Annotated in this window: 19 protein-coding genes; 13 read left to right on the top strand and 6 right to left on the bottom strand. The window is 59.6% G+C overall.

Annotated features, from left to right (window positions below):
- Nucleotides 1–34: 34 nt before the first annotated feature.
- Nucleotides 35–1,813, top strand: coding sequence for an ABC transporter transmembrane domain-containing protein (locus ACXR0M_RS24240; RefSeq protein ID WP_458834181.1), 1,779 nt, complete (start codon nt 35–37; stop codon nt 1,811–1,813).
- A 139-nt stretch (nt 1,814–1,952) separates the two neighbouring features.
- Here ACXR0M_RS24240 and ACXR0M_RS24235 read toward each other — a convergent pair whose 3' ends face one another.
- Nucleotides 1,953–3,881 carry a transglycosylase SLT domain-containing protein gene (locus ACXR0M_RS24235; RefSeq protein ID WP_458834180.1) on the bottom strand — a complete coding sequence of 643 codons (1,929 nt, stop codon included), beginning with the start codon at nt 3,879–3,881 and terminating at the stop codon, nt 1,953–1,955.
- Nucleotides 3,882–4,095: 214 nt separating this feature from the next.
- Here ACXR0M_RS24235 and ACXR0M_RS24230 point away from each other — a divergent pair, with 214 nt between their 5' ends.
- Complete coding sequence (locus ACXR0M_RS24230; protein WP_458834179.1) at nt 4,096–6,018, top strand: ATP-binding cassette domain-containing protein; 1,923 nt, start codon at nt 4,096–4,098, stop codon at nt 6,016–6,018.
- Nucleotides 6,019–6,152: 134 nt separating this feature from the next.
- Here ACXR0M_RS24230 and ACXR0M_RS24225 read toward each other — a convergent pair whose 3' ends face one another.
- On the bottom strand, nt 6,153–6,590 hold the full coding sequence (locus ACXR0M_RS24225; RefSeq protein ID WP_458834178.1) for a universal stress protein: 438 nt from the start codon (nt 6,588–6,590) through the stop codon (nt 6,153–6,155).
- A gap of 103 nt (nt 6,591–6,693) precedes the next feature.
- Here ACXR0M_RS24225 and ACXR0M_RS24220 point away from each other — a divergent pair, with 103 nt between their 5' ends.
- From ACXR0M_RS24220 to ACXR0M_RS24190, 7 genes are all read left to right on the top strand, one after another.
- Nucleotides 6,694–7,131, top strand: coding sequence for a hypothetical protein (locus tag ACXR0M_RS24220; RefSeq protein WP_458834177.1), 438 nt, complete (start codon nt 6,694–6,696; stop codon nt 7,129–7,131).
- 527 nt (nt 7,132–7,658) lie between these two features.
- On the top strand, nt 7,659–9,806 hold the full coding sequence (fadB, locus tag ACXR0M_RS24215; RefSeq protein ID WP_458834176.1) for a fatty acid oxidation complex subunit alpha FadB: 2,148 nt from the start codon (nt 7,659–7,661) through the stop codon (nt 9,804–9,806).
- Nucleotides 9,807–9,835: 29 nt separating this feature from the next.
- Nucleotides 9,836–11,011, top strand: a complete 1,176-nt coding sequence (gene fadA, locus ACXR0M_RS24210) for an acetyl-CoA C-acyltransferase FadA (protein WP_095182362.1) — start codon at nt 9,836–9,838, stop codon at nt 11,009–11,011.
- A gap of 97 nt (nt 11,012–11,108) precedes the next feature.
- Nucleotides 11,109–11,345, top strand: a complete 237-nt coding sequence (locus ACXR0M_RS24205; protein ID WP_007961814.1) for a DUF1653 domain-containing protein — start codon at nt 11,109–11,111, stop codon at nt 11,343–11,345.
- A gap of 114 nt (nt 11,346–11,459) precedes the next feature.
- Nucleotides 11,460–14,090, top strand: a complete 2,631-nt coding sequence (gene topA / locus ACXR0M_RS24200) for a type I DNA topoisomerase (protein ID WP_458834175.1) — start codon at nt 11,460–11,462, stop codon at nt 14,088–14,090.
- A 145-nt stretch (nt 14,091–14,235) separates the two neighbouring features.
- A complete protein-coding gene (locus tag ACXR0M_RS24195) occupies nt 14,236–14,760 on the top strand; it encodes a DUF6586 family protein (protein ID WP_458834174.1) in 525 nt (174 codons plus the stop codon).
- 106 nt (nt 14,761–14,866) lie between these two features.
- Complete coding sequence (locus ACXR0M_RS24190; protein WP_003226592.1) at nt 14,867–15,100, top strand: hypothetical protein; 234 nt, start codon at nt 14,867–14,869, stop codon at nt 15,098–15,100.
- A 95-nt stretch (nt 15,101–15,195) separates the two neighbouring features.
- On the opposite strand, the gene sulA is transcribed toward ACXR0M_RS24190, so the two are convergent.
- Together sulA and lexA are read right to left on the bottom strand one after the other, a co-directional pair.
- Nucleotides 15,196–15,669 (bottom strand): SOS-induced cell division inhibitor SulA, encoded by a 474-nt coding sequence (sulA, locus tag ACXR0M_RS24185; RefSeq protein WP_458834173.1) that lies wholly within the window; start codon nt 15,667–15,669, stop codon nt 15,196–15,198.
- Nucleotides 15,670–15,679: 10 nt separating this feature from the next.
- Entirely contained in the window at nt 15,680–16,288 is a 609-nt protein-coding gene (lexA, locus tag ACXR0M_RS24180) for a transcriptional repressor LexA (protein ID WP_458834172.1), read from the bottom strand.
- Nucleotides 16,289–16,517: 229 nt separating this feature from the next.
- On the opposite strand from lexA, the gene ACXR0M_RS24175 reads away from it, so the two are divergent.
- The 4 genes from ACXR0M_RS24175 to ACXR0M_RS24160 all read left to right on the top strand — a co-directional run bounded on the left by ACXR0M_RS24175 (nt 16,518) and on the right by ACXR0M_RS24160 (nt 22,453).
- Entirely contained in the window at nt 16,518–17,225 is a 708-nt protein-coding gene (locus ACXR0M_RS24175; RefSeq protein WP_458834171.1) for a TetR/AcrR family transcriptional regulator, read from the top strand.
- 158 nt (nt 17,226–17,383) lie between these two features.
- Entirely contained in the window at nt 17,384–18,394 is a 1,011-nt protein-coding gene (nagZ, locus tag ACXR0M_RS24170) for a beta-N-acetylhexosaminidase (protein WP_025111059.1), read from the top strand.
- A gap of 12 nt (nt 18,395–18,406) precedes the next feature.
- A complete protein-coding gene (locus ACXR0M_RS24165; protein WP_458834170.1) occupies nt 18,407–19,144 on the top strand; it encodes an S-methyl-5'-thioinosine phosphorylase in 738 nt (245 codons plus the stop codon).
- Nucleotides 19,145–19,159: 15 nt separating this feature from the next.
- A complete protein-coding gene (locus tag ACXR0M_RS24160; protein ID WP_458834169.1) occupies nt 19,160–22,453 on the top strand; it encodes a DEAD/DEAH box helicase in 3,294 nt (1,097 codons plus the stop codon).
- Between the two features lie 156 nt (nt 22,454–22,609).
- Here ACXR0M_RS24160 and ACXR0M_RS24155 read toward each other — a convergent pair whose 3' ends face one another.
- Complete coding sequence (locus ACXR0M_RS24155; protein ID WP_458834168.1) at nt 22,610–25,300, bottom strand: DEAD/DEAH box helicase; 2,691 nt, start codon at nt 25,298–25,300, stop codon at nt 22,610–22,612.
- 11 nt (nt 25,301–25,311) lie between these two features.
- Complete coding sequence (locus ACXR0M_RS24150; RefSeq protein WP_458834167.1) at nt 25,312–25,878, bottom strand: CsiV family protein; 567 nt, start codon at nt 25,876–25,878, stop codon at nt 25,312–25,314.
- Between the last annotated feature and the right edge of the window lies 1 nt (nt 25,879).

Genomic DNA, 25,879 nt, shown 5'->3' with positions numbered 1-25,879 from the left:
GCTAGGCCTTTCATCAACACGGATGTGTACCTGAATGATCTCGAAGCTTTCCTCCCGGCACCGTCGAGCGCTGAGCCTGACCAGTCGATTTCTGGCGCCTTACCGCTGGCAAGTCTGCGGCGCGCTGCTGGCGTTGATCGTTACCGCGGCCGTCACGTTGTCGATGGGGCAGGGGATCAAACTGCTGGTCGATCGGGGCTTCATGACCCAGTCGCCGCATCAACTGAACCAGAGCATCGGCATCTTCATGCTGATGGTGCTGGGCCTGGCGGTGGGCACGTTCGCGCGGTTTTACTGGGTGTCATGGATCGGCGAGCGCTGCGTGGCCGATATCCGGCGCGAGGTGTTCAACCATCTGGTCTATCTGCACCCCGGGTTCTATGAGAACAACCGCAGTTCGGAAATCCAGTCGCGACTGACCGCCGACACCACGCTGCTGCAATCGGTGATCGGTTCGTCACTGTCGATGTTTTTGCGCAACCTGTTGATGGTGATCGGTGGCGTGGTGTTGCTGTTCGTGACCAACGCAAAACTTACCAGCATCGTGGTGATTGCCTTGCCATTCGTGGTCGCGCCGATTCTGATTTTCGGTCGGCGTGTACGCAATCTGTCGCGGCTGAGTCAGGACCGGGTCGCCGATATCGGCAGCTATGTTTCCGAAACTCTCGGCCAGATCAAAACCGTGCAAGCGTACAACCACCAGGTGCAGGATGAGCGGCGTTTCGCGAGCACGGTCGAGGAAGCTTTCGATACCGCACGCAAACGCATCTTCCAGCGTTCGTGGATGATCACCATGGTGATCGTGCTGGTGCTCGGCGCGGTGGCAGTGATGTTGTGGGTCGGCGGCATGGACGTGATTGCCGGGCGCATCACCGGTGGCGAACTGGCCGCGTTCGTCTTCTACAGCCTGATCGTCGGCAGTGCGATCGGCACCTTGAGCGAAGTGATCGGTGAACTGCAGCGGGCGGCGGGTGCCGCCGAGCGCATCGCTGAATTGCTCAGTTCGCAGAACATCATCCAGCCACCCTCCACCGGACTGGTGACCTTACCGGAGCGAGTCAAGGGCGAACTGCAATTGCAGGATGTGCGTTTTTCCTACCCGTCGCGTCCCGAAAGCTACGCCGTCAACGGCCTGAGTCTGACCATCCGCGCCGGTGAAACCCTGGCGCTGGTCGGGCCATCCGGCGCCGGTAAGTCCACGGTCTACGACTTGTTGTTGCGTTTCTATGACCCGCTAGAAGGGCAGATCCTGATCGACGGTGTGCCGCTGACCCGTCTCGATCCGCTGGACCTGCGCCGGCATTTCGCCCTGGTTTCGCAATCGCCCGCGCTGTTTTTTGGCAGCGTCGAGGAAAATATTCGCTACGGTAATGCCAACGCGACGCTGGAGCAGGTCAAGGAAGCGGCGCGAATCGCCCACGCCCACGACTTTATCGAGAAGATGCCCAACGGTTACCAGACGCATCTTGGCGACGGCGGTCTGGGGCTGTCCGGTGGTCAGCGCCAGCGCCTGGCGATTGCCCGCGCGTTGCTGGTGGATGCGCCGATCCTGCTGCTGGACGAAGCCACCAGTGCCCTCGATGCGCAGAGCGAGCATTTGATTCAGGAAGCCTTGCCCAGCCTGATGCAAAACCGCACCACGCTGGTGATTGCGCATCGCCTGGCCACGGTGAAAAACGCCGACCGGATCGCGGTGATGGACCAAGGCAAGCTGATGGCGATCGGCACGCATCAGGAGCTGATCGTGAGCAATCCGCTGTATGCGCGGCTGGCGTCATTGCAATTCAACGACGGCCACGCGATAGCGGTGTAGGAGCTGCCGAAGGCTGCGATCTTTTGATCTTGATCTTGGTCTTCCATAAAAAATGCCCGCATCTTCGAAAGCGGGCATTTTTTATGGAAGAGCAAAAGATCGTCCGAACGCGGCCCGAACCTTCGGCAGCTCCTACAGGTCATTGGTCGTCGAAATACCGCTCATGCCAATCCACCAGCGGTTGCGGTGAGTTGAGCTTCTGGCCGTAGATCACCGAGTACGACAGCACGTTCTGCACGTACTGGCGGGTTTCGTCGAACGGGATGCTTTCCACCCACACGTCGAAACTCAAGTGATCGGCGCCGCGCAGCCACTGACGCACGCGGCCCGGGCCGGCGTTGTAGGCGGCGGAGGCGAGGACGCGGTTGCCGTTGAACTGGCTGTGCACCTGGCTTAGGTAAGCGGCGCCGAGCTGGATGTTCTTGTCCGGATCGAGCACTTGCTGCGGCGATGCCAACGGGATGCTGAACTTGCGCGCGGTTTCCTTGGCGGTGCCCGGCATCAACTGCATCAGGCCGCTGGCGCCGACGCCGGAGCGGGCGTCGTCCATGAACGCACTTTCCTGACGGGTGATGGCGAACACCCAGCTCGAATGCAAGCCGCGCGTCTTGGCTTCTCGCACGAGGGTGTCGCGGTGTGCCATCGGGAAGCGGATATCGAGGTCGTCCCAATATTGCGCCTGACTGATGGTGCGAATCGCCGGGAAGTACCACTTGAGGTCGTAGGCCAGTTTGGCCTGCGCGACCATTTCGTCACGGCTGAAATGCCGGCTGACGTGATACCACTCGCGGCGCCCGTCAACGATCTGCCCACGGGCATGAAACTCCAGGGCGCGACGCACGCCGGGGGTGTTGCGCACTTTGTTGATGGTGGCCTGGCTCAGTACCAGCGGCTTGTTCATCAGCGAGTAGGGCGATTGCGAGCGGTCGGCGGCCAGGAAGCCGTAGAAGTCGCGTTCCTTGGCCAGATTCCTGTACAGCGTCTGCGCTTCCAGGTTTTGTGGCTGCGCCAGTTCCAGGCTGCGCGCCTGCCAGTAGCGCCAGCGATTGGTGGTCGCCAGATCCTGCGGTAAGCGCCGGGTCAACTGATAGGCATCGTCCCAGCGCGCCAGACGCAACAGCAGGCGCAGGCGCCATTCGGAAACGGTGTTGTCGCGCAGTTCCGGGTCGTATTGGGTCATCACATCCAGCGCACGGCTGTCGAAACGCCGGGCCAGGGTCAGGCCGATTTCCCGGGCGATCGCCACTTTCTCGTCGCGGGAGAAATGCATGCTGCTGGCGTAACCGTCGAGCAGGGCCATGGCCTTGTCCGGATCCTGACGGGCGAGGCGGCGCAGGCCGAGGCTGACCACGTCGGACATCGGTTCGTCGGCCGGGGTGAAGCGCGACGGCTGATTGAGCAGCTCGGGTTTCTGCGCCACATCCACCAGCAGACGACCGCGTGGGGCGAGGGTGGTCAGACCGTTGACCAGACTGTTGGCCAGCGGGTAATTGCGTGCCTGTGCGGCAAGTTTGGTGCGTTCCCAGCGTTTCTGTTCGGTCAGTTGGCCGTCGGCGGCCCAGATCCCGAACAGCCCGTCACAGGCCGCCGGTTGCGATTTGCCGGTCAGCCACAGTTTTTCGGCGTTGGCGTAACCCTCGGCCTTGTGACCGCTGCTGATCTGGTACTGCGCATTCAGGCAGTCCAGTTCAGTGAAATTGAGTTTCGGGTCGTAATACCTGGTGAAGGTCGCCCAGTCGCCACGGTCGGCGAGCCAGCGCAACCAGCGCAGCTTCATCCAGTTGGCCTGGGGCAGGTCACCGTGCTCCGCGAGAAATTTCTCGATCTCGGCATTGCTCGCGGTCTTCAGGCGCGCGGTCAGTTCATCGTAGGCCAGGTACGGTTCCAGCGGATAATCGGCCAGGGCCTGGCTGTAACGGAAATACGGGCCGGTATCGCCTTTGGCCAAGGCGCGCTTGGCTTCATCGTAATACTGGCGTTGGGTGGACAGGTCCACCGCCTGGGCGGATTGAGCGGCAGCGGCGGTAAAAAACAGACAGGACAAGACACTGAAAAGGCGACTGCGCATGAGACATCCGGGCAGAGAAATCATGACAAGCACCGGCCTCGGCCAGCACTGAATTGTCTGTAGCTTAGCCTTTTGCCAGCAACGGGCGAAAGCTTTGCCGGCCTCGCAGCACAAGTTCGCAACAAATGTTGTGCAGAGTGCTTCGGCAGACAAATTGCCGGCCTGTTGAGGACCTAACTCAGGTAGAATGCGCGCCCGGTTTTTGGAGAAGCTCATGACCCTGCTCAAATTCAGCGATGTGTCCCTTGCATTCGGCGCTATGCCGTTGTTGGACAAGGTGTCCTGGCAGATCGCCCGTGGTGAGCGGGTGTGCATCATCGGCCGCAACGGCACTGGCAAATCCAGCATGATGAAGCTGGTCAAGGGCGACCAGAAGCCCGATGACGGTTCGGTGTGGCGTGCCCCCGGTCTGAAAATCGGCGAATTGCCGCAAGAATTGCCGGTGGCCGACGGGCGGACCGTGTTCGACGTGGTAGCCGAAGGCCTGGACGGTGTCGGCGCGTTGCTAGCGGAATACCATCACCTGAGCCAGAACATCGTCACCGACGCCGATCTCGACAAGCTGATGCACGTCCAGCACGACCTCGAAGCGCGTGACGGCTGGCGCTTGCAGACCCTGGTCGACAGCACCCTGAGCCGCCTGCAGCTGCCGGCCGACAAGACCCTCGCCGAGTTGTCCGGTGGCTGGCGTCGTCGCGTGCTGCTGGCGCAGGCGCTGGTGTCCGAGCCGGATCTGCTGCTGCTCGACGAACCAACCAACCACCTGGACATCGGCGCGATTGCCTGGCTCGAAGAAGCGCTGAAGGATTTCCAGGGCGCCGTGCTGTTCATCACGCACGACCGTTCCTTCCTGCAGAACCTCGCCACGCGTATCCTCGAACTGGATCGTGGCGGGTTGATCGACTGGAACGGCGACTACGCCAGCTTCCTCGTGCACAAGGAAGCCGCGCTGGCCGCTGAAGAAACCGCCAACGCGCTGTTCGACAAGCGACTGGCTCAGGAAGAAGTGTGGATCCGTCAGGGCATCAAGGCCCGTCGTACCCGTAACGAAGGCCGGGTGCGCGCCCTGAAAGCCCTGCGCGTAGAGCGAAGTGAGCGTCGCGAGCGTACCGGCAAGGCCAACATCCAGCTGGAAACCGCCGACAAGTCCGGCAAGCAAGTCATGGTGCTGGAAAATGTCAGCTTCCATCACCCGGACGGTCCGTACCTGATCAAGGACTTCTCGATGGTCCTGCAGCGCGGCGACCGTATCGGCCTGCTCGGCGCCAACGGTACCGGCAAGACCACTCTGCTCAAACTGATGCTCAATGGTCTGCAACCGACCAGCGGCAAAGTGGAGGAGGGCACGCGAATCGACGTGGCTTATTTCGACCAGTTGCGCCATCAACTGGATCTGGAAAAGACCGTGATCGACAACGTCGCCGAAGGTCGTGATTTCATCGACATCGACGGCCAGAGTCGCCACGTGCTGAGCTACCTCGGCGACTTCCTGTTCAGCCCGCAGCGGGCACGCACGCCGGTCAAGGCGCTGTCGGGTGGCGAGCGTGCGCGCTTGCTGCTGGCGAAGCTGTTCAGCAAACCGGCGAACCTGCTGGTACTCGACGAACCGACCAACGACCTCGACGTCGAGACCCTCGAACTGCTTGAGGAAGTGCTGCTGACTTTCAACGGCACCGTGCTGATGGTCAGTCACGACCGGGCATTCCTCGACAACGTGGTGACCAGCACCCTGGTCTTCGAAGGTGAAGGCAAGGTGCGTGAGTATGTGGGTGGTTATCAGGACTGGATCCGTCAGGGCGGCTCACCGCGTCTGCTGGGCGTGACCGAGAGCAAATCAGGTAAGGCGGATTTGAATTCGGCGGTGGTTACCGCTGAACCGGCAGTGGCTGCTGCACCTGCCGCGGCGGCGCCGGCGGCCAAGAAGAAGCTGAGCTACAAGCTGCAGCGCGAGCTGGAAGCGTTGCCGGGCGATATCGATGCCAAGGAACAGCAGATCGCTGCCGTCGAGGCTGAAATGGCCAATGCTGGCTTCTATCAGCGTCCGCCGGCGGAAACGGCCAAGGTCATTGCTTCGCTGGAGCAGTTGCAGGCTGAGCTGGATGCGTTGGTGGAGCGTTGGGCCGAGCTGGATGCCTGATTGATCGGCTGACAAAAAAGCCCGGCCTCATTTGCGTGAGGCCGGGCTTTTTGCAGGAGCTGCCGCAGGCTGCGATCTGTTGATCTTAAAACCAAGATCAAAAGATCGCAGCCTGCGGCAGCTCCTACACAGAGTTAGCGTTTCACCAGGTGCACTGCGAGCACGTCGCAAGGAGCACCGTGCAGTACGTCATTGGCGGTGGATCCGAGCAACAGCGCCAAGCCATGACGGCCATGGCTGCCGACCACGATCAGATCGCACGTTTGGTCCTTGGCGAAGTGATGGATTTCCTGGCGTGGCTGGCCATAGGTCAAATGGCAGTTGGCGCCTTCAAGCTCGGTGTATTTTTGTTTCAAGCGCTCAAGGCGCTCCTTGGCCTGATCGAACTGCTGTTGTTGCAGTTGTGACAGATCCATCGGCACGTCGCCACCGAACGCCATCGCCATCGGTTCGACGATATGCACCAGCGACAGCTTGGCGCTATTGCTCGCCGCCAGCTCGCGGGCGCGGTGAATCACAGGGTCGCACTCTTCGGTCAGGTCGACGGCGACCAGGATATGGGTGTAGGGCATGAGGTGCTCCTCGTGACGGTTCAATAGTGTTAAGTATGGCTGGTTTCAAGCGCGCTGGTTCCAAAGTGACGCAATGCGCTCATTTAAAGTCGGGAGTAGAGATATGACGGTCTGGCTAGTGGTGTCAATCCTGCTGGTGGTCTTGAGTCCACTGGCATGGCTGCGCCCGTCGCGTGTGCAAAGCGCAAGAATGGCCCTGCGCATGGAGGCGCGACGCATCGGACTGGCCATGCAACTGGCGCCTCAGGAATGGCCGCACTGGCTGTCTCAGGAGCCTCCCAGCCCCTGCGCGCAGTACCATCGACCGCGGCGCGGCAGTCAGCCTGCGTGCTGGGCCTACTGGCAGAAATCGCCGGGCGTGTGGGTCAATCAATGGCAGGAAATCTGCGAAGACCGGGCTTTGCTCAATCATTTCGAAAAATTGCCCGGCAACGTGTTCAAGGTCGAGGCCGACAAGCAGATGATCGCTTTGTATTGGGGCGAGAAGGGCGACGCCACGGTTTTGCAGGATATCGACGCGACTCTGAAGGCGCTGGCGTGATTCGTAGACTTTTCCCACCGCAAGGGTGGGGAAGGTCCGGCAGACGAGCAATAAAAAGCCCGACATGATTCATCGGGCGGGGTGGCCAGGCAGGCCGGTAACTGTTTTTGTCGCTGACTCGACGTTGCGTGATCGGCGAATCTCCGTGTAGTCCAGCCAGAGTAGCCTGTTAAACAAGGCCCGCGGTGAATTAGGGCGACTTTTCTAACTATTGATTCTATGAATGGCTTTGCATGCAGCGCTGTGTTGCGGCTTTGCGTGCGGCGGAAGTGACCGCAAAGTCGTATTTCAACCCGCATTTTGGGCGATTGACAATTGTCGGAAATTCCGTGAAGGTGACATACCCAAATCAAACGGGCGTATGAATTGAGCGTTTGTCTTACAGACTGCTCCTACAGAATCCCGACTATCGCGTTGGCGGGTGTGCCGGGTGGATAGGCGTCAGCATCGACGAAAAAGCGTCCTGCCGAGCCATTTACCTGCGTCCGACGTGTACTGTTCAGCTTCCATATCGTGGAGATCAGTTGATGATTTACGAAGGTAAAGCCATCACGGTTAAAGCTCTTGAAAGTGGCATCGTCGAATTGAAATTCGACCTCAAGGGTGAGTCCGTCAACAAGTTCAACCGTCTTACCCTGAACGAACTGCGTCAGGCCGTGGACACCATCAAGGCAGATGCTTCGATCAAGGGCGTGATCGTCAGCAGTGGCAAGGACGTGTTCATCGTCGGCGCCGACATCACCGAATTTGTCGACAACTTCAAGCTGCCGGATGCCGAGCTGGTTGCTGGCAATCTCGAAGCCAACAAGATCTTCAGCGATTTCGAAGACCTCAATGTTCCGACCGTGGCAGCGATCAATGGCATCGCGCTGGGCGGCGGTCTGGAAATGTGCCTGGCGGCTGACTATCGCGTCATGTCCACCAAGGCCAAAATCGGTCTGCCGGAAGTCAAGCTTGGCATCTACCCAGGCTTCGGCGGTACCGTGCGTCTGCCGCGCCTGATCGGTGTCGACAATGCCATCGAGTGGATTGCCGCTGGCAAGGAAAACCGCCCTGAAGACGCCCTGAAAGTCAGCGCCGTCGATGCCGTGGTTGCCCCGGAGAAGCTGCAGGAAGCTGCCCTTGAGCTGATCAAACGCGCCATCTCCGGCGAGTTTGATTTCAAGGCCAAGCGTCAGCCAAAACTTGAAAAACTCAAGTTGAACGCCATTGAACAAATGATGGCATTCGAAACCGCCAAAGGTTTTGTAGCCGGTCAGGCTGGCCCGAACTACCCGGCGCCGGTGGAAGCGATCAAGACCATCCAGAAAGCCGCGAACTTCGGTCGTGACAAGGCGCTGGAAGTCGAAGCTGCCGGTTTCGTCAAACTGGCCAAGACTTCTGCTGCGCAGAGCCTGATCGGTCTGTTCCTGAACGATCAGGAGCTGAAGAAAAAGGCCAAGGCCTACGACGAAATCGCCAAAGATGTGAAGCAGGCTGCGGTACTGGGTGCCGGCATCATGGGTGGCGGTATCGCTTATCAGTCGGCCTCCAAAGGCACGCCGATCCTGATGAAGGACATCAACGAGCACGGTATCGAGCAGGGCCTGGCCGAAGCCGCCAAACTGCTGGTGGGCCGCGTTGACAAAGGTCGCATGACTGCCGCGAAAATGGCTGAAGTGCTCAACGGCATCCGTCCGACCCTGTCTTATGGCGATTTCGGTCACGTTGATCTGGTTGTCGAAGCGGTCGTCGAGAACCCGAAGGTCAAGCAAGCGGTGCTGGCTGAAGTCGAAGACAAGGTCAAAGAGGACACCATCCTCGCGTCCAACACCTCGACCATCTCTATCAGCCTGCTGGCCAAGGCTCTCAAGCGTCCGGAAAACTTCGTCGGCATGCACTTCTTCAACCCGGTGCACATGATGCCGCTGGTGGAAGTGATCCGTGGCGAGAAGTCCAGCGAGCTGGCGATTGCCACCACCGTTGCCTACGCCAAGAAAATGGGCAAGAACCCGATCGTGGTCAACGACTGCCCGGGCTTCCTGGTCAACCGCGTGCTGTTCCCGTACTTCGGCGGTTTCGCCAAGCTGGTCAGTGCCGGTGTGGACTTCGTGCGTATCGACAAGGTCATGGAAAAGTTCGGCTGGCCGATGGGCCCGGCGTACCTGATGGACGTGGTCGGCATCGACACTGGTCACCATGGTCGTGACGTGATGGCTGAAGGCTTCCCGGATCGCATGAAGGATGACCGTCGTTCGGCCATCGACGTGCTGTACGAAGCCAAGCGCCTGGGTCAGAAGAACGGCAAGGGCTTCTACGCCTACGAGGCTGACAAGAAAGGCAAGCAGAAGAAAGTCGCCGACCCGTCGGTGCTGGAAGTGCTCAAGCCGATCATTTACGAGCAGCGCGAAGTCACTGACGAAGACATCATCAACTGGATGATGATCCCGCTGTGCCTGGAAACCGTGCGTTGCCTGGAAGACGGCATCGTTGAAACTGCTGCCGAAGCCGACATGGGTCTGGTCTACGGTATCGGTTTCCCTCCATTCCGTGGCGGTGCGCTGCGCTACATCGATTCGATCGGTGTTGCCGAGTTCGTTGCCCTGGCTGACCAGTACGCTGATTTGGGCGCGCTGTACCACCCGACCGCGAAGCTGCGCGAAATGGCCAAAAACGGCCAGAGCTTCTTCGGTTAAGCGCCCCCAACTAGAGTGAGAGTGAACTTATGAGCTTGAATCCTAGAGACGTCGTGATTGTCGACTTCGGTCGTACGCCGATGGGCCGCTCCAAGGGCGGCATGCACCGCAACACCCGCGCCGAAGACATGTCGGCGCACCTGATCAGCAAACTGCTGGAGCGCAACACCAAGGTCGATCCTGCGGAAGTCGAGGACGTGATCTGGGGCTGCGTCAACCAGACCCTGGAGCAGGGCTGGAACATCGCGCGCATGGCGTCGCTGATGACCCAGATTCCGCACACCTCGGCTGGTCAGACCGTCAGCCGCCTGTGTGGCTCGTCGATGAGTGCCCTGCACACCGCTGCGCAAGCGATCATGACCGGTAACGGTGACGTGTTCGTGGTTGGTGGCGTCGAGCATATGGGCCACGTGAGCATGATGCATGGTGTCGATCCGAACCCGCACATGTCGCTGTACGCGGCGAAAGCCTCGGGCATGATGGGTCTGACCGCGGAAATGCTTGGCAAGATGCACGGCATTACCCGTGAGCAGCAGGACGCCTTTGGCGTGCGTTCCCACCAGTTGGCCCACAAGGCAACGGTGGAAGGCAAGTTCAAAGACGAAATCATCCCGATGCAGGGTTACGATGAAAACGGCTTCCTGAAGCTGTACGACTACGACGAAACCATTCGTCCGGAAACCACCCTGGAAAGTCTGGCGGCCCTCAAGCCTGCCTTCAATCCAAAGGGCGGCACCGTGACAGCCGGTACTTCGTCGCAGATCACTGATGGTGCTTCGTGCATGATCGTGATGTCGGCTCAGCGTGCGCAGGACCTGGGGATCCAGCCGATGGCCGTGATCCGTTCGATGGCAGTGGCGGGTGTGGACCCGGCGATCATGGGCTATGGTCCAGTGCCAGCAACACAAAAAGCCCTGAAGCGTGCGGGCCTTGGCATCAACGATATCGACTTCTTCGAGCTCAACGAAGCTTTCGCTGCACAGGCCCTGCCAGTGCTGAAAGATCTGAAAGTTCTCGACAAGATGAACGAGAAGGTTAACCTGCACGGCGGCGCGATCGCTCTGGGTCATCCGTTCGGTTGCTCTGGTGCCCGTATCTCCGGCACTTTGCTGAACGTGATGAAGCAGAATAGCGGTACCTTCGGGGTGGCCACTATGTGCATTGGTCTCGGCCAAGGCATCTCCACCGTCTTCGAACGCGTCTAAGCGTCTCGTCGATGGAAGCCGGGGCCAAGTGCCCCGGTTTTTGTTTTTGTGGATTTATTTGTTTTTATTTTGAAAAAATTTGAGTGAGGGCCGAAGCATGCCGATACAACCTGGGCTCTACCAACATTACAAAGGTCCGCAGTACCGCGTTTTCAGTGTTGCGCGGCATTCCGAGACCGAAGAAGAAGTGGTCTTTTACCAAGCCCTGTATGGCGATTATGGCTTTTGGGTGCGCCCTTTGAGCATGTTCGTCGAGTCGGTCGAGGTTGACGGCGAGCAGGTGCCGCGCTTTGCTTTGGTGCAAGCCGAACCGAGCCTTTTTTCCAAGGCATGAGGCGCGTTTGCACAGAACCCTGTGCTTGACCTCACCTTGTATCAACTATATATAGCGGTGCCGCGTCAGGCGCCAACCGCCTTTCACTTCTAGAATTCAGGAATTTTCTGATCCATGGGCAAATCGCTGGTCATTGTGGAATCCCCGGCTAAGGCCAAGACCATCAACAAGTATCTGGGCAACCAATACGTGGTGAAGTCGAGTATCGGCCATATCCGAGACCTGCCCACCAGCGGTTCGGCTAGCGCCAGCAAAGAGCCAGCCGCCAAGCGCGGCAAGGCTGCTGCGGGTGAAGCGCCGGTGCTCACGCCGAAAGAGAAAGCGCGCAAGCAGCTGGTCTCGCGTATGGGGGTCGATCCCGATCATGGCTGGAAAGCCCAGTACGAGATCCTCCCGGGCAAAGAGAAGGTCATCGAAGAGCTGCGCCGGCTCGCCAAGGATGCTGACACCATCTATCTCGCAACCGACTTGGATCGCGAGGGGGAGGCCATTGCCTGGCACCTGCGCGAAGCCATCGGTGGTGACGACAGCCGCTACAAGCGCGTGGTGTTCAACGAAATCACCAAGAAGGCGATTCAGGAAGCCTTCTCCGAGCCGGGCGAGCTGGACATTGATCGGGTGAACGCGCAGCAGGCGCGTCGTTTCCTCGACCGCGTCGTCGGCTACATGGTCTCGCCGCTGCTGTGGGCGAAGATCGCTCGTGGCCTGTCCGCCGGTCGCGTGCAATCGGTTGCCGTGAAGCTGGTGGTCGAGCGTGAACGCGAGATTCGTGCATTCAACCCGGAAGAATACTGGGAAGTGCACGCCGACCTCGGCACCGCCAAGGGCTCGACCGTGCGTTTCGAAGTGGCACGCGAGAAGGGCGAAGCCTTCAAGCCGCTGAACGAAGCACAGGCCACGGCCGCGCTGGAAAAGCTCAAATCGTCCAGCTACAGCATCGTCAAGCGCGAAGACAAGCCGACCAGCAGCAAGCCGTCGGCGCCGTTCATCACGTCCACCCTGCAGCAGGCCGCGAGCAACCGCCTGGGCTTCGGCGTGAAGAAAACCATGATGATGGCCCAGCGTCTGTACGAAGCCGGCTACATCACTTATATGCGTACCGACTCAACCAACCTCTCGGCGGACGCCGTGGCGATGGCGCGCACTTACATCGAAGAGGAGTTCGGCAAGAAATACCTGCCGGAAACGCCAAACGTCTACAGCAGCAAGGAAGGCGCACAAGAGGCTCACGAAGCGATTCGTCCTTCTGACGCCAACACCACGCCAAGCAAGCTGGCAGGCATGGAACGTGATGCGGAGCGCCTCTACGAGCTGATCTGGCGCCAGTTCCTCGCTTGCCAGATGCTACCGGCGCAATACCTGTCGACTACGGTCAGTGTCGCTGCGGGTGATTTCGAGCTGCGTGCCAAGGGTCGTATCCTCAAATTCGACGGTTACACCCGTGTGTTGCCGCAGATCACCAAGCCGGGCGATGACGACGTTCTGCCGGACATGGCGCAGGGCGACGTGATGAAGCTGATCAAGCTCGATCCGTCGCAGCACTTTACCAAGCCGCCGGCGCGATACTCCGAAGCCAGTCTGGTCAAGGAAATGGAAAAACGCGGCATCGGTCGTCCTTCGACCTATGCGGCGATCATTTCGACCATCCAGGATCGTGGCTACGTGACCCTGCACAACCGTCGTTTCTACTCGGAAAAGATGGGCGACATCGTCACCGAGCGTCTGTCGGAGAGCTTCTCCAACCTCATGGACTACGGCTTCACCGCCGGCATGGAAGAGAACCTCGATGACGTGGCTCAGGGCGAGCGCGACTGGAAAAACGTGCTGGACGAGTTCTACGGCGACTTCAAGAAGAAGCTTGAAGTGGCGGAAAATCCGGACAATGGCATGCGTGCCAACCAGCCGGTCATGACTGACATTCCGTGCACCACCTGCGGCCGTCCGATGCAGATACGTACTGCATCGACCGGCGTCTTCCTCGGTTGCTCGGGTTACAGCCTGCCGCCGAAAGAACGCTGCAAGGCCACCGTCAATCTGGTGCCGGGCGACGAGATCGCTGCGGACGACGAGGGTGAATCGGAATCGCTGGTTCTGCGTGGCAAGCATCGTTGCCCGATCTGCAGCACGGCGATGGACGCCTATCTGCTCGACGAGAAGCGCAAGCTGCACATCTGCGGTAACAACCCGGATTGCGCCGGCTACGAAGTCGAAGAGGGCAACTATCGCATCAAGGGCTACGAAGGCCCGAGCCTGGAATGCGACAAGTGCGGCAGTGAGATGCAGTTAAAGACTGGCCGTTTCGGCAAGTTCTTCGGTTGCACCAACCCGACCTGCAAAAACACCCGCAAACTGCTGAAGAGCGGTGATGCGGCGCCGCCGAAGATGGATCCGGTGAAGATGCCTGAGCTCAAATGCGAGAAGGTCAACGACACCTACATCCTGCGCGACGGTGCCTCCGGTCTGTTCCTGGCAGCCAGTCAATTCCCGAAAAACCGTGAGACCCGCGCTCCGCTGGTGATCGAGATTCTGCCGCACAAGGACGAGATCGATCCGAAGTATCACTTCCTGTGCGAAGCTCCGCAGAAGGATCCTGACGGCCTGCCAGCGGTTATCCGCTACAGCCGCAAGACCAAGGAGCAATACGTGCAGACCGAAGTCGACGGCAAGCCTACTGGCTGGAAAGCCTTCTACGACGGTGGCAAGTGGACCGTTGAAGACAAGCGCACGAAAGCCAAGGCTGAGTAAGCTTTAGTCAGATATACAAAAAGGCCGCATGATAACCCTCGGGTTTTCATGCGGCCTTTCTGTTTTGTGCTTGCGGTGGGATCGGCTGATCCACGACACTGTCCGGCCTGTGTGACGCAATTATTTCGCTGTGGAGACTGCCGGCATGGCGCACGAACTCTATACCCGCACCAATCAGAAGATCTATTTCGCCGGCCTGTCGCTGGAAGCACTGGCACGCGCCGAAGAAGGTCGGGCAATGAATGCGCTGGCGTTGATTCAGGCTGGACGTGAGTCGGCGCTGTTTCACCTCTACGGCGCGCTGTTGGGGCTGTGCCATGAGATCGCCGGTTTCTACCGTCTGCCTCAGGCCAATGCGTCGCGGGCGGAAGCGTTGCTGAGTCGCGAAGTCCTCGAGTCGATCGCCATCCCCGAGTTGGCCGAGATGATTGAGTTGGCCGGCAATCCTGAAACCTGGCTGGCCCGACTGCTCGCTGCGTACTCGGCAATGTTCCAGCCACCACGGGTGCCACACAAGCCGAAGGGCGATGTGACGCAGCCGTTGATTCAGGCGGTTAATCTGGATGAAGAAGAGGCGCCGCAGGAGCTGACGCGCGAAGAGCTGGAGAGCTGGCGGCAGAACCTGAAGAGTCTGGCTATCCGTTTTCGCGAAGGCTTGAATGAATGCTGAAGGCAATTGACACAGTGGCAAACTGAAACATGCTGCTGGTCAAGATCCCGAGCGAAGCCTGAATGATGTCTATATAATCCCTGCCTTTCGTGGAGAACAGACCTATATGCCAACGTCCTTTCTAGAAATTGTCGAGTTACCAGACGGTCGAATCGAACTGCGCAGGGCTGAGGACGAGGGTTCTCTGGTGACGCTGGATTTCTCCGAAGATGCCAAGGCGTTCCTGCAAGGCCAGCACGTGGAAATCGCCAAGGCGATGTTGAGCGTCGGCGTGCAGATGGCCGGTCGTATGGTTGAAGGCGAGTTTGACAAGGAAGAGGGGCCGCGGGTTCTTCACTGATTCCCGCTGCTTTTCGGCGATTGCCGATAGCATCAAGTCGGCTTCTCTGTCCTTGGAGAAGCCCTGCGCTTCACACAGCGCGCGTTACAAGTGCATCAGCCCAATCGAATGTTCAGGCTCTGAGCGTCGCCCGTGCGAGCAGCGCTGATCAGCTGTTGCCGTGAGCCGCTGTTCAGCGGATCGAGCCAGGTCACGACCGTATGGCTGCGACCCAGGCGCAGTGCTTCGCAGGCCAGTTGCTGAGCGCTCTGCGTGCCGCGCGGTTGCAGCAGCAGAATGCGTTCGCGGTTCAGGCCCGCTTCGCGCAGCCAGGTCTGAGTCAGGCTGGCAGGCGGAGCGATCAGGGTCAGCCAGCGTGCGTCCTGATCCTCGCTCAGTTCGCGAAGAATCGGAGCGAGCAGGCTGAGGCAGTTCCCCGTCGCACCGCGCAGAGACAGCTCACTGAATACTTCCGGTTCGGCATTCCAGGGGCGCTCGACCACTTCCTTCAGGATCGGCGCCATCGGTTGTGCCAGAAACGCTTCGAACAAAGGCAGTTGTGTTTGCTGAGGTGCGTGTGGGAACTGCATAAAGCCTCCTTTAGCGGCGGATTACGCCGACACTCAAGCCTTCGATCACCAGTTCCTGATCTTTCAGGTCGACTTCGATAGGGGCGAACTCAGGATTTTCAGCAATCAGCCAGACCTTGCTGCCTTCGCGCTTGAAGCGCTTGACGGTCACTTCATCGCCGATGCGAGCAACCACAACCTGGCCATTACGGGCCTCGCGGGTGGTATGCACCGCCAGCAGGTCACCGTCGAAAATGCCGATGTCCTTCATGCTCATGCCGTGTACGCGCAGCAGGTAATCGGCGCGGGGGTGGAAGAAGGCCGGGTTGATGTTGCAGGATTCTTCGATGTGTTGCTGGGCAAGGATAGGTGCACCGGCGGCGACCCGGCCAATGATTGGCAGGGTAGAGTCTTCGGCTTTGGCTTCGAAACCCGGAATACGGATGCCGCGAGAGGCGCCCGGAGTCATCTCGATGGCACCTTTTCGGGCGAGAGCCTTGAGATGTTCTTCCGCCGCGTTGGGCGACTTGAAGCCCAGTTCCTGAGCGATTTCCGCACGGGTTGGCGGGAAGCCGTTGTCTTCAAGGCAGCGTTTGATAAAGGCCAGAATCTCGGCTTGGCGTGGCGTCAGCTTTAGCATATTGATCGCTCTGTCTTTTTATACAGTGACTGGGATTATATACAGTGAAGCGGCCTTGGCAATGCCCGTTTTTCTGTCTACCGCCGGACGGTCAGTCACGGTGCTTATTAATGCAGCAGGCGAGTATGGTTAAATAGCTGACCGACCATTCCCAAAACGAACTCGCAGGCTTGACAAGGCACAGGCTGAAACGTATGTTTCAAACAAGTGTTTGTCAGGCGGAGTAGCCATGGCCCAGTCGGAAACCGTTGAACGCATTCTTGATGCTGCCGAGCAGTTGTTCGCGGAAAAAGGTTTCGCCGAAACCTCATTGCGTTTGATCACCAGCAAGGCCGGCGTCAACCTGGCGGCGGTGAACTATCATTTCGGCTCCAAGAAGGCGTTGATCCAGGCAGTTTTCTCGAGATTCCTCGGTCCGTTCTGCCTCAGCCTCGACAAAGAGCTGGAGCGGCGTCAGGCCAAGCCGGAAAACAAGCCGACGCTTGAAGAGTTGCTGGAGATCCTCGTCGAACAGGCGCTCGTGGTGCAGCCGCGCAGCGGTAACGATCTGTCGATCTTCATGCGCTTGCTGGGCCTCGCGTTCAGCCAGAGCCAAGGCCACTTGCGTCGCTATCTGGAAGACATGTACGGCAAAGTGTTTCGTCGCTACATGCTGCTGGTCAACGAAGCCGCACCGCGCATCCCCCCGATAGAGCTGTTCTGGCGCGTACACTTCATGCTCGGCGCTGCGGCGTTCAGCATGTCGGGGATCAAGGCTTTGCGTGCGATTGCCGAGACCGATTTCGGCGTCAACACCTCGATCGAGCAGGTGATGCGCCTGATGGTGCCGTTCCTCGCCGCTGGTATGCGTGCCGAAACCGGTGTCACCGACCCGGCAATGGCGACAGCGCAACTGCGTCCGCGCAGCAAATCGACCCCGGTGGCCGCCAAGGTTTAACCGCACACGGGTGGGCGCGGCAGTTTACATCCGCTAAGCTAGCCGCCCATGCCGACTCTCGTTCTGAACCCGTTCCCCATGATTATCGTCAGCCTGCCGGGCCTTGCTCTCGGTGGCGATGTCCTGCGGAACGGGTTTTTCGTTTTCAAGGAATCTCTATGACTGCTGGCCTGCAAGGCTCGTTGATGGTGGACGTCGCCGGTACCTGGCTGACGGCCGAGGATCGCCAATTGTTGCGTCAGCCCGAAGTGGGTGGCCTGATCATTTTTGCCCGCAACATCGAGCATCCGCGCCAGGTGCGCGAGCTGAGCGCCGCGATCCGCGCAATCCGCCCGGATCTGCTGCTGGCGGTAGACCAGGAGGGCGGTCGCGTGCAGCGCCTGCGCCAAGGCTTCGTGCGTTTGCCGGCGATGCGCGCCATCGCTGACAATCCGAACGCCGAATACCTCGCCGAGCAATGCGGCTGGATCATGGCCACCGAAGTGCTGGCGGTCGGCCTCGACTTGAGTTTCGCTCCGGTGCTGGACCTGGATTACCAGCGCAGCGCCGTGGTTGGCACGCGCTCTTTCGAGGGCGACCCTGAGCGCGCTGCCTTGCTCGCCGGAGCTTTTATCCGCGGCATGAACAGCGCCGGCATGGCTGCCACCGGCAAGCATTTTCCCGGTCACGGTTGGGCTGAGGCCGACTCCCACGTCGCCATCCCCAACGATGAGCGTAGCCTTGACGAGATCCGCGCCAACGACCTCGTGCCGTTCGCCCGGCTCAGCAAGCAACTGGCGGCGGTCATGCCCGCGCATGTCATCTATCCGCAAGTCGATTCGCAGCCAGCCGGTTTTTCCCGGCGCTGGTTGCAGGACATCCTGCGCGGCGAGTTGCAGTTTGACGGCGTGATCTTCAGCGATGATCTGTCAATGGCCGGTGCCCACGTGGTCGGCGATGCCGCCAGCCGTATCGAGGCCGCGCTCAGTGCCGGTTGCGACATGGGTCTGGTGTGCAACGATCGCGCGGCGGCGGAACTGGCCTTGAGCGCCGCACAACGAATGAAGGTCAAGCCGTCCGCGCGCATTGCGCGGATGCGCGGCCAGGCATTCGCCAGCACCGATTACCGTCAGGACCCGCGCTGGCTCACCGCCATCGGCGCGCTAAAAGACGCTCAACTGATCGACTAAGGATTTTTCGCAATGACGGTTTACGCAATCATCGGTGGCACCGGCCTGACCCAACTCGAAGGCTTGAGCATTCGTCAATCGTTGGCCGTGGACACGCCCTATGGCGCGCCGTCGGCCGAAGTACAGATCGGCGAGTACGCCGGCAAGGAAGTGCTGTTCCTTGCGCGTCACGGCCATCCGCATCGCTTCCCGCCGCACAAGGTCAACTACCGCGCCAACCTTTGGGCACTGAAACAGGCGGGTGCCGAGGCGATCATCGCCGTCAACGCAGTGGGCGGGATTCACCCGGCCATGGGCACCGGGCATTTCTGCGTGCCACATCAGATCGTCGATTACACCAGCGGTCGCGAGCACACGTTTTTTGCTGACGACCTGGATCATGTCACCCACATCGACTTCAGCTTTCCGTACAGCGAGCCGTTGCGTCAGCAATTGATCGCCGCGCTGGCGGCCGAAGGCTGTGAATACAGCGACCAGGGCGTGTATGCCTGCACCCAGGGCCCGCGTCTGGAAACCGTGGCGGAGATCGTCCGTCTGGAGCGTGACGGCTGCGACATCGTCGGCATGACTGGCATGCCGGAAGCGGCGCTGGCGCGTGAGCTGGATCTGGATTACGCCTGCCTGGCACTGGTGGTGAATCCCGCAGCGGGCAAGACCACGGCGGTGATCACCATGGCCGAGATCGAGCAGGCGTTGCATGACGGGATGGGCAAGGTGAAATCGACGTTGGCGCGGGTGTTGGCTGGCTAAGGACTGATAAACACCATGGCGATCATCATCGATCAGCTTCATACGCTGCCTTGGACTGAGGCATTCAGTCGTAATGCTTTGGCCAAGGCTCGCGATTACGCCGTCGAGGATCGGATAGGGATCCATCTGGTCGATGATGAGATGATCGAGGCGACCTGCGCCGGATCTGAAAATTACGTCTATCAACAGGAAATCTATCTGGTCAAAGATCAGCATGAGCAATTCGGCCTGCATTGCTTTTGTTCCTGTCCGGTCGAGATCAACTGCAAGCACAGCGCGGCGGTGCTCTTTCACTTGCAGGCTCGCGCCATTGAAGCGCCTGAAGTTGATTCCCCGGTTCAATTGAGTCGCTCACTTGAACACTGGCTCTCCAGTATTCCTGCGGCGACCCAGTCTGCTGATGAAACCTCGCAGGCAGCCAGTACGCGGCTCTTCTACAAACTCAAGGCAACACCGGTTACAGGCAAATGGCTGGTAGAGATCTTCAAGGTCTACCAGCTCAAAAGCGGCGCACTGCGCGAAGTGAAGTCGTTGTTCTCGCTTTCAGACCTGTTGATGCGTCAACCCGGTTATCTGACCGAACTCGATCTGCGGATTGCCAGGCTGCTGGTAGCCATGCACTCCCATCATGCTTACTACAGCGGCTATCCACTGGAAGGAAGCAGTGGCGCCGAATTGCTGGAAATGTTGCTGCGCACGTCTCGGTTGTTTCTGGATTTTGAAGTGCTGCAACCGCTGACGGCGGGCCCCCGAAGAAGCGCGCAGTTTACCTGGGCCGAACAAGCCAACGGCAGTTTTCGCCCGCAATGGAGCAGCGCTGAATCGTCGGTAGAAACCGTACTTGCATTGGAGCCGCTGTATTATCTGGATCGTGAGCGGCAACAAGTCGGCCCGCTGTTCAACGAACTTGATGAGAAACTTGCTTGTCATCTGGCATTGGCCCCGGAGATTCCGGCCCGTCAGGCGATTCAGTTCAGTCATCGAATGAGTGCCGTCACGAAGTTGGCCCCGCCCCATCAACTGACTGAGCGAGTGATCAATGGTGTTTTGCCCAGCGCTCATCTGACCCTCGCCAGCGGCAAACGCTACACGCGCTGGAAATACGAACCCGAGCACCGCGCCGCATTGCTGTTCACCTACGACGGTCATCCCGTGCAGGACCGCAATCCGGAGGTGATGGTGCTTTCCGGCGCTGAAACCCTGCGCATCCAGCGCCAACCTGCCGCCGAAAAAGCATTGCGTCAGCAGTTGCAAAAGCATGGCTTCAAGAAAGCAACGCGCAAAAGCAGCGTTGACCATCCCGGTGAGAAGTTTGATCTGCCTGATGATTCAGCCTGGCTCACCTTCGCGCAGAACGGAATTCCGCTGTTGCGCGAGGCAGGCTGGCAAATTGACGTTAGCGGGAATTTCGACTTCAACGTGGAGCCGATCGAGCATTGGTACGCCGAGGTTGAGGAGGAGTCGGGACGGCAGTGGTTTGACCTGCAATTAGGGATCGTCGTTAACGGCGAACGCCATAGTCTGTTGCCGATTTTTCTCCATCTGCTGCGCACTCAGCCGCTGCTGCTGGATCCGGCCAAACTCGCTGAGCGCGCTGATGATGAGCTGCTTTTGGTCGAGTTGGGCGCCGGTCGTTTCGGCACCAGAATCAGTGGCAAAGTCGCGCTGCCCTTTGGGCGAGTCAAGCCGCTGTTGGCCACCTTGAGCGAGTTGTATCTGGGTGATCATCTCGGCGATACCTTGCGCTTGAGTGCTCCCGACGCAGCACGCCTGAGTCTGCTGGAAGGCGTGTCGCTCGAATGGCAGGGTGGTGAGCGTTTGCGCACTTTTGCCCGGCGCTTGCGAGAATCAACCCATACGCAAGTCGCTGCGCCAGCCGGTCTCAATGCGCAGATGCGGCCCTATCAGCTCGAAGGCCTCAACTGGATGCAAACCCTGCGTGAGCTGGAAGTGGGCGGCATTCTTGGGGACGACATGGGTCTGGGTAAAACCCTGCAAACCCTGGCTCACCTGTTGACGGAAAAACACGCCGGACGGCTGGATCATCCCGCCTTGGCCGTAATGCCGACCAGCCTGATCCACAATTGGCTCGATGAGGCACAGCGTTTCGCTCCACAGCTGAAGGTGCTGGCGCTGCATGGCGCCGGGCGGCAAAAAGACTTCGCCAATCTTGCTGAATACGATCTGGTGTTGACCACTTACGCCTTGCTGCCGAGGGATGTGGAGGTTCTGCAGCCGCAGTTGTGGAGCGTGCTGATTCTCGATGAGGCGCAGAACATCAAAAATCCGCTCAGTAAGGCAGCGCAGGCGGCGCGGGACCTGCAAGCCCGTCAGCGCTTGTGCCTGAGCGGCACACCGATGGAAAACCACTTGGGCGAGCTGTGGTCGCAGTTCCACTTCCTGATGCCCGGTTGGCTGGGTGACAGCAAGGCGTTCAATCGCGACTATCGCACGCCGATCGAGAAGCACGGCAACGCCGAGCGCATGCAACATCTGACAGCGCGGATAAAACCGTTTTTACTGCGTCGCAAAAAGGATCAGGTAGCCACCGAGTTACCGCCGAAAACCGAAATTGTCCATTGGGTCGATCTCAGCGACGGCCAGCGTGATGTTTATGAAACGGTTCGCGTGGCGATGGACAAAAAAGTGCGCGACGAAATTGCCCGCAGTGGAGTGGCGCGCAGTCAGATCATCATTCTTGAAGCCTTGCTCAAGCTGCGTCAGGTCTGCTGTGACTTGCGCCTGATCAATATGCCACTGACCGCGAAGGCGCTGCGTTCGGGGAGCGGCAAGCTGGTCAGTCTGATGGAAATGCTTGAAGAACTGCTCGGCGAAGGTCGCAGAATCCTGCTGTTTTCGCAGTTCACCTCGATGCTGGCCTTGATCGAACAAGAGTTGCAGCAACGTGAAATTGCCTATTCGCTGTTGACCGGTGAAACCAAGGATCGGCGTACACCGGTAAAGGATTTTCAGGGCGGCAAGGTGTCGCTGTTTCTGATCAGTCTGAAAGCCGGCGGTACCGGTTTGAACCTGACCGCTGCGGACACGGTGATCCATTTCGATCCCTGGTGGAATCCGGCAGTGGAGAATCAGGCCACCGATCGTGCGTATCGAATTGGGCAAAACAACCCGGTATTCGTCTATAAGTTGATCGCGCGCGGCACCGTCGAGGAAAAAATACAGGCGTTGCAGCAGGAGAAGGCAGCGTTGGCTGGCGCAGTGCTCGAGGGCGGGACAGCGGGTGGCTGGAAGCTGGAGCAGAGTGACATCGAGGCGCTGTTTGCGCCGTTACCAGTTTCCAAGGTTTGAGCGTGGATTTTAACCGTTAGAGCGAGGTGCCCCTATTCGCGAGCAAGCCCGCTCCCACATTAGGTTTTTGGCATTCACACTGGATTGGTGAACGCCACAGATCCAATGTGGGAGCGGGCTTGCTCGCGAATAGCTACCTGACAGACAAAACAGATCTCAACGCTTGTCGAGCTTATCCGGCAACGGCGCAAACAACGCTTCGATATCATCGTTCTGCAGCTTCCAGTCCCCGGCCTTGCGCCCATCCAGTACGCCGGCTGCCAGGTCGGACTTTTCCTTCTGCAGGTGCTGAATCTTTTCTTCCACCGTGCCCCGGGCAATCATCTTGTAGACGAACACCGGTTTTTCCTGGCCGATCCGATACGCGCGGTCGGTGGCCTGATTCTCGGTCGCCGGGTTCCACCACGGGTCGTAATGAATCACCGTGTCCGCCTCGGTCAGGTTCAAGCCGACGCCGCCGGCCTTCAGGCTGATCAGAAAGATCTGACGCTTGCCGCTCTGGAATTCCTTCACCGGCGTGCGCCGATCGCGGGTCTGGCCGGTCAGCAGTGCGTAGGCCACGTTGCGTTTTTTCAGCTCGTCCTCGATCAGTGACAGCATCGAGGTGAACTGCGAGAACAGCAAAATTCGCCGACCTTCTTCGAACAACTCCTCAAGCATGTCCATCAGGCTGTCGAGCTTGCCCGAGGTGCTGCCGCGCGCGGGCAGGGTGGCGTCGTTGACCAGACGCAGGTCGCAGCAGACCTGACGCAGCTTGAGCAAGGCTTCAAGAATGATGATCTGACTGCGCGCCACGCCCTTGCGCGTGATCTCGTCGCGAACCTTCTTGTCCATTGCCAGGCGCATGGTTTCGTACACGTCGCGCTGGGCTTCGTTGAGATCGACCCAGTGGATGATCTCGGTCTTCGGCGGCAGTTCGGTGGCCACCTGTTCCTTGGTGCGGCGCAACAGGAATGGTTTTATCCGACCATTGAGGTGCTGCAGTCTGACTTCGCTGCCGCGTTTTTCGATGGGCACGCGGTAATCGGCGTTGAAGCTTTTGACGTCACCGAGCCAGCCGGGCAGCAGAAAGTGGAACAGCGACCACAACTCGCCCAAGTGGTTTTCCAGCGGCGTACCGCTCAGGCACAGGCGCTGCCGTGCGTTGAGCTCGCGCGCGGCCTGCGCCGCTTTGCTGTTGGGGTTCTTGATGTACTGGGCTTCGTCCAGCACCAGCACGTGCAGCGGCTGTTGCGCCAGGCGTTCGACATCCTTGGGCAGTAGCGCGTAGGTGGTGAGGATCAGGTCGAAGTCGGCCAGACGGTCGAAATGCTTTTTGCGACTGGCACCGTACAGCGCGACCACCTTCAGTTGCGGCGTGAAGTGCGCGGCTTCATCGAGCCAGTTCGGGATCAGGCTGGTGGGCATGACCACCATGCACGGTCGATCCAGGCGTCCGGCGTTTTTTTCGCTGAGAATATGCGCCAGGGTCTGTAGGGTTTTACCCAGGCCCATGTCGTCCGCGAGAATTCCGCCCACTTCAAGCTGAAGCAGCGACTGCATCCAGCTCAAGCCTTCAAGCTGATAGGGGCGCAGCGTCGCGTTCAGCCCTTCAGGGGCGTGCGCGTTGAATTCGCGAATGTCACGCAAGCGCTGCGCGAACGTGCGGATCTGCTCGCCGCCTTCCCACAGCAGGGGCAGGCCTTCCAGCGAGTTCAGTCGTGTCGCGTCGGCCTTGCTCAGGCGCAGAGTGGTTTCGCCCGGCTCCTGCAGATAAAACTCGCCCAACGTTGCCAGGACCGGTTTCAAGCGGCCCAGCGGCAGGGCCACCTGCAATGGCCCGTGCTCGCTGTTGCGTTGCGGAATGTTGACCAGAATCAGCTCGTCATCGCGGCGGCGCGCCAGACGTTCCGGGTTGAGGATTTCCGTGTGCGAGCGCATCAGGTTGAGCAGGATCGGCAGCAGGCTCAGGCGTTCGCCGTTGACGATGATTCCCAGTTCCAGATCGAACCAGTCGCGCTCCGGCGCCTGCTCGACGGTGGCGTACCAGTCGTCGACGGCGGTCAGGTCGAAGCCGAATTCCTCGTCGATCTGCAATTCCCACCCTTGGGTGCGCAGCTTCGGCAGTTCATTGAGGGTGAAGGTCAGCCACGCGCTGTCGTTGACCATCTCGTACAACTCGCCAGCGCTTTCCGGCAGCGCTTTGCTCTGACGGGTGGCGATGCGAAAGCCGAGGATTCGCAACTGTTCGCGGTAGGACTGTTCCACCTCGGGGTGACGTTTTATCCGCAGGGTCTGCGTTTCCTGGCGAATCAGGATGTCGCTGTTTTTCTGCCCGCTGACGTATTCGTCCAGATAGCTGAACGACAACGCCGCCCGATGCTGGATGTAACGCTGCATCTTGCCGTTGCGCGGCTCGAACGCGCTGAACTCGACGCTCGCCAGCCACAGACGCGGCACCGGCTGCACGTTGTCCACCAGCACTTGCGGTGGCGCCTTGGGGCTGCGGTTTTCCAGAACGGCCTGGAGTTTTTCCAGCAGTTCGGCGTCTTTCGCGGCAGCGGGATACTCGAGGGTTTCCTGAATTTGCAGCAGCACTGCGGCGCAGTGTTTGCAGTTGTTGCGCACCGGGCAGCTGCACGCGGCCTCAACCAGCAACAGGGTGCCTTTCGCCGACTCGCGCAGCGTGATGGTCTGCCGGTAAACATTACCGCCAGAGCCTTCGCAACTGGCGGTAATGGTGGCGTCGCCGACCTGGGCGATGCGTACTCGATTCTCCAGGGCGTAGCGGCGGCCACGCTCCAGGCTCTGTTCCTTGAATCGGCTGACCCAGGAGGGTGCCAACGGTTTGCTCAGGGGCGCGGACATAAGGACTTCGATCAGTCCGGAATCGCTTCAGGCGCTTCCCGTGGCGCAGGCGCCGTCAGGGAAGTGATCTTGATCAGCAGGGCCAGGTGGCCGTTGTCGAGATAGTTGAGCTGGCCATTCTTGGTGTGGCTGTCCTGCTTCAGACGTTCGCTGGCGGTGACCATGCCATTGGCGTCGATCTGGTTGACCCAGAAATCGGCGTTCACATCGGTGAAGCGCCCCAGTTTCATTTCCAGGGTGCCCTCGATCGGGAACTGACCGAACTGTTCCTTGCCATCGCTGACGGCGACCTTGGTCGGTGCTTCGCCGAGGGTCTGCTGCCAGGCCTTGTGCAGCAGCACGCTGTAGTCGCCGCTGGCAGTGAGTTTGTTGGCCACCTCGGTCAGCGCAGGCGTGCGCTGGCTGCCAGCGTCCACCGGTTTGGCGCCGGCAGCCCAGTCTTCCGGCGCGGCACGGCTGACGATCGCCGGCACGGCGTTCTGCCGCACCAGAATCATTTCGACCTGATACAGGTCATCGGCAAAAACCGAGGGTGCTGCCAAGGTCAGCAGCAAAGTCAGCGAACGAAACAGGCGCATT

Source organism: Pseudomonas sp. Eth.TT006 (genome assembly GCF_054456575.1).
The sequence above is the reverse complement of the archived record's forward strand: the minus strand, read 5'-3'. Positions and strand labels throughout refer to the sequence as shown.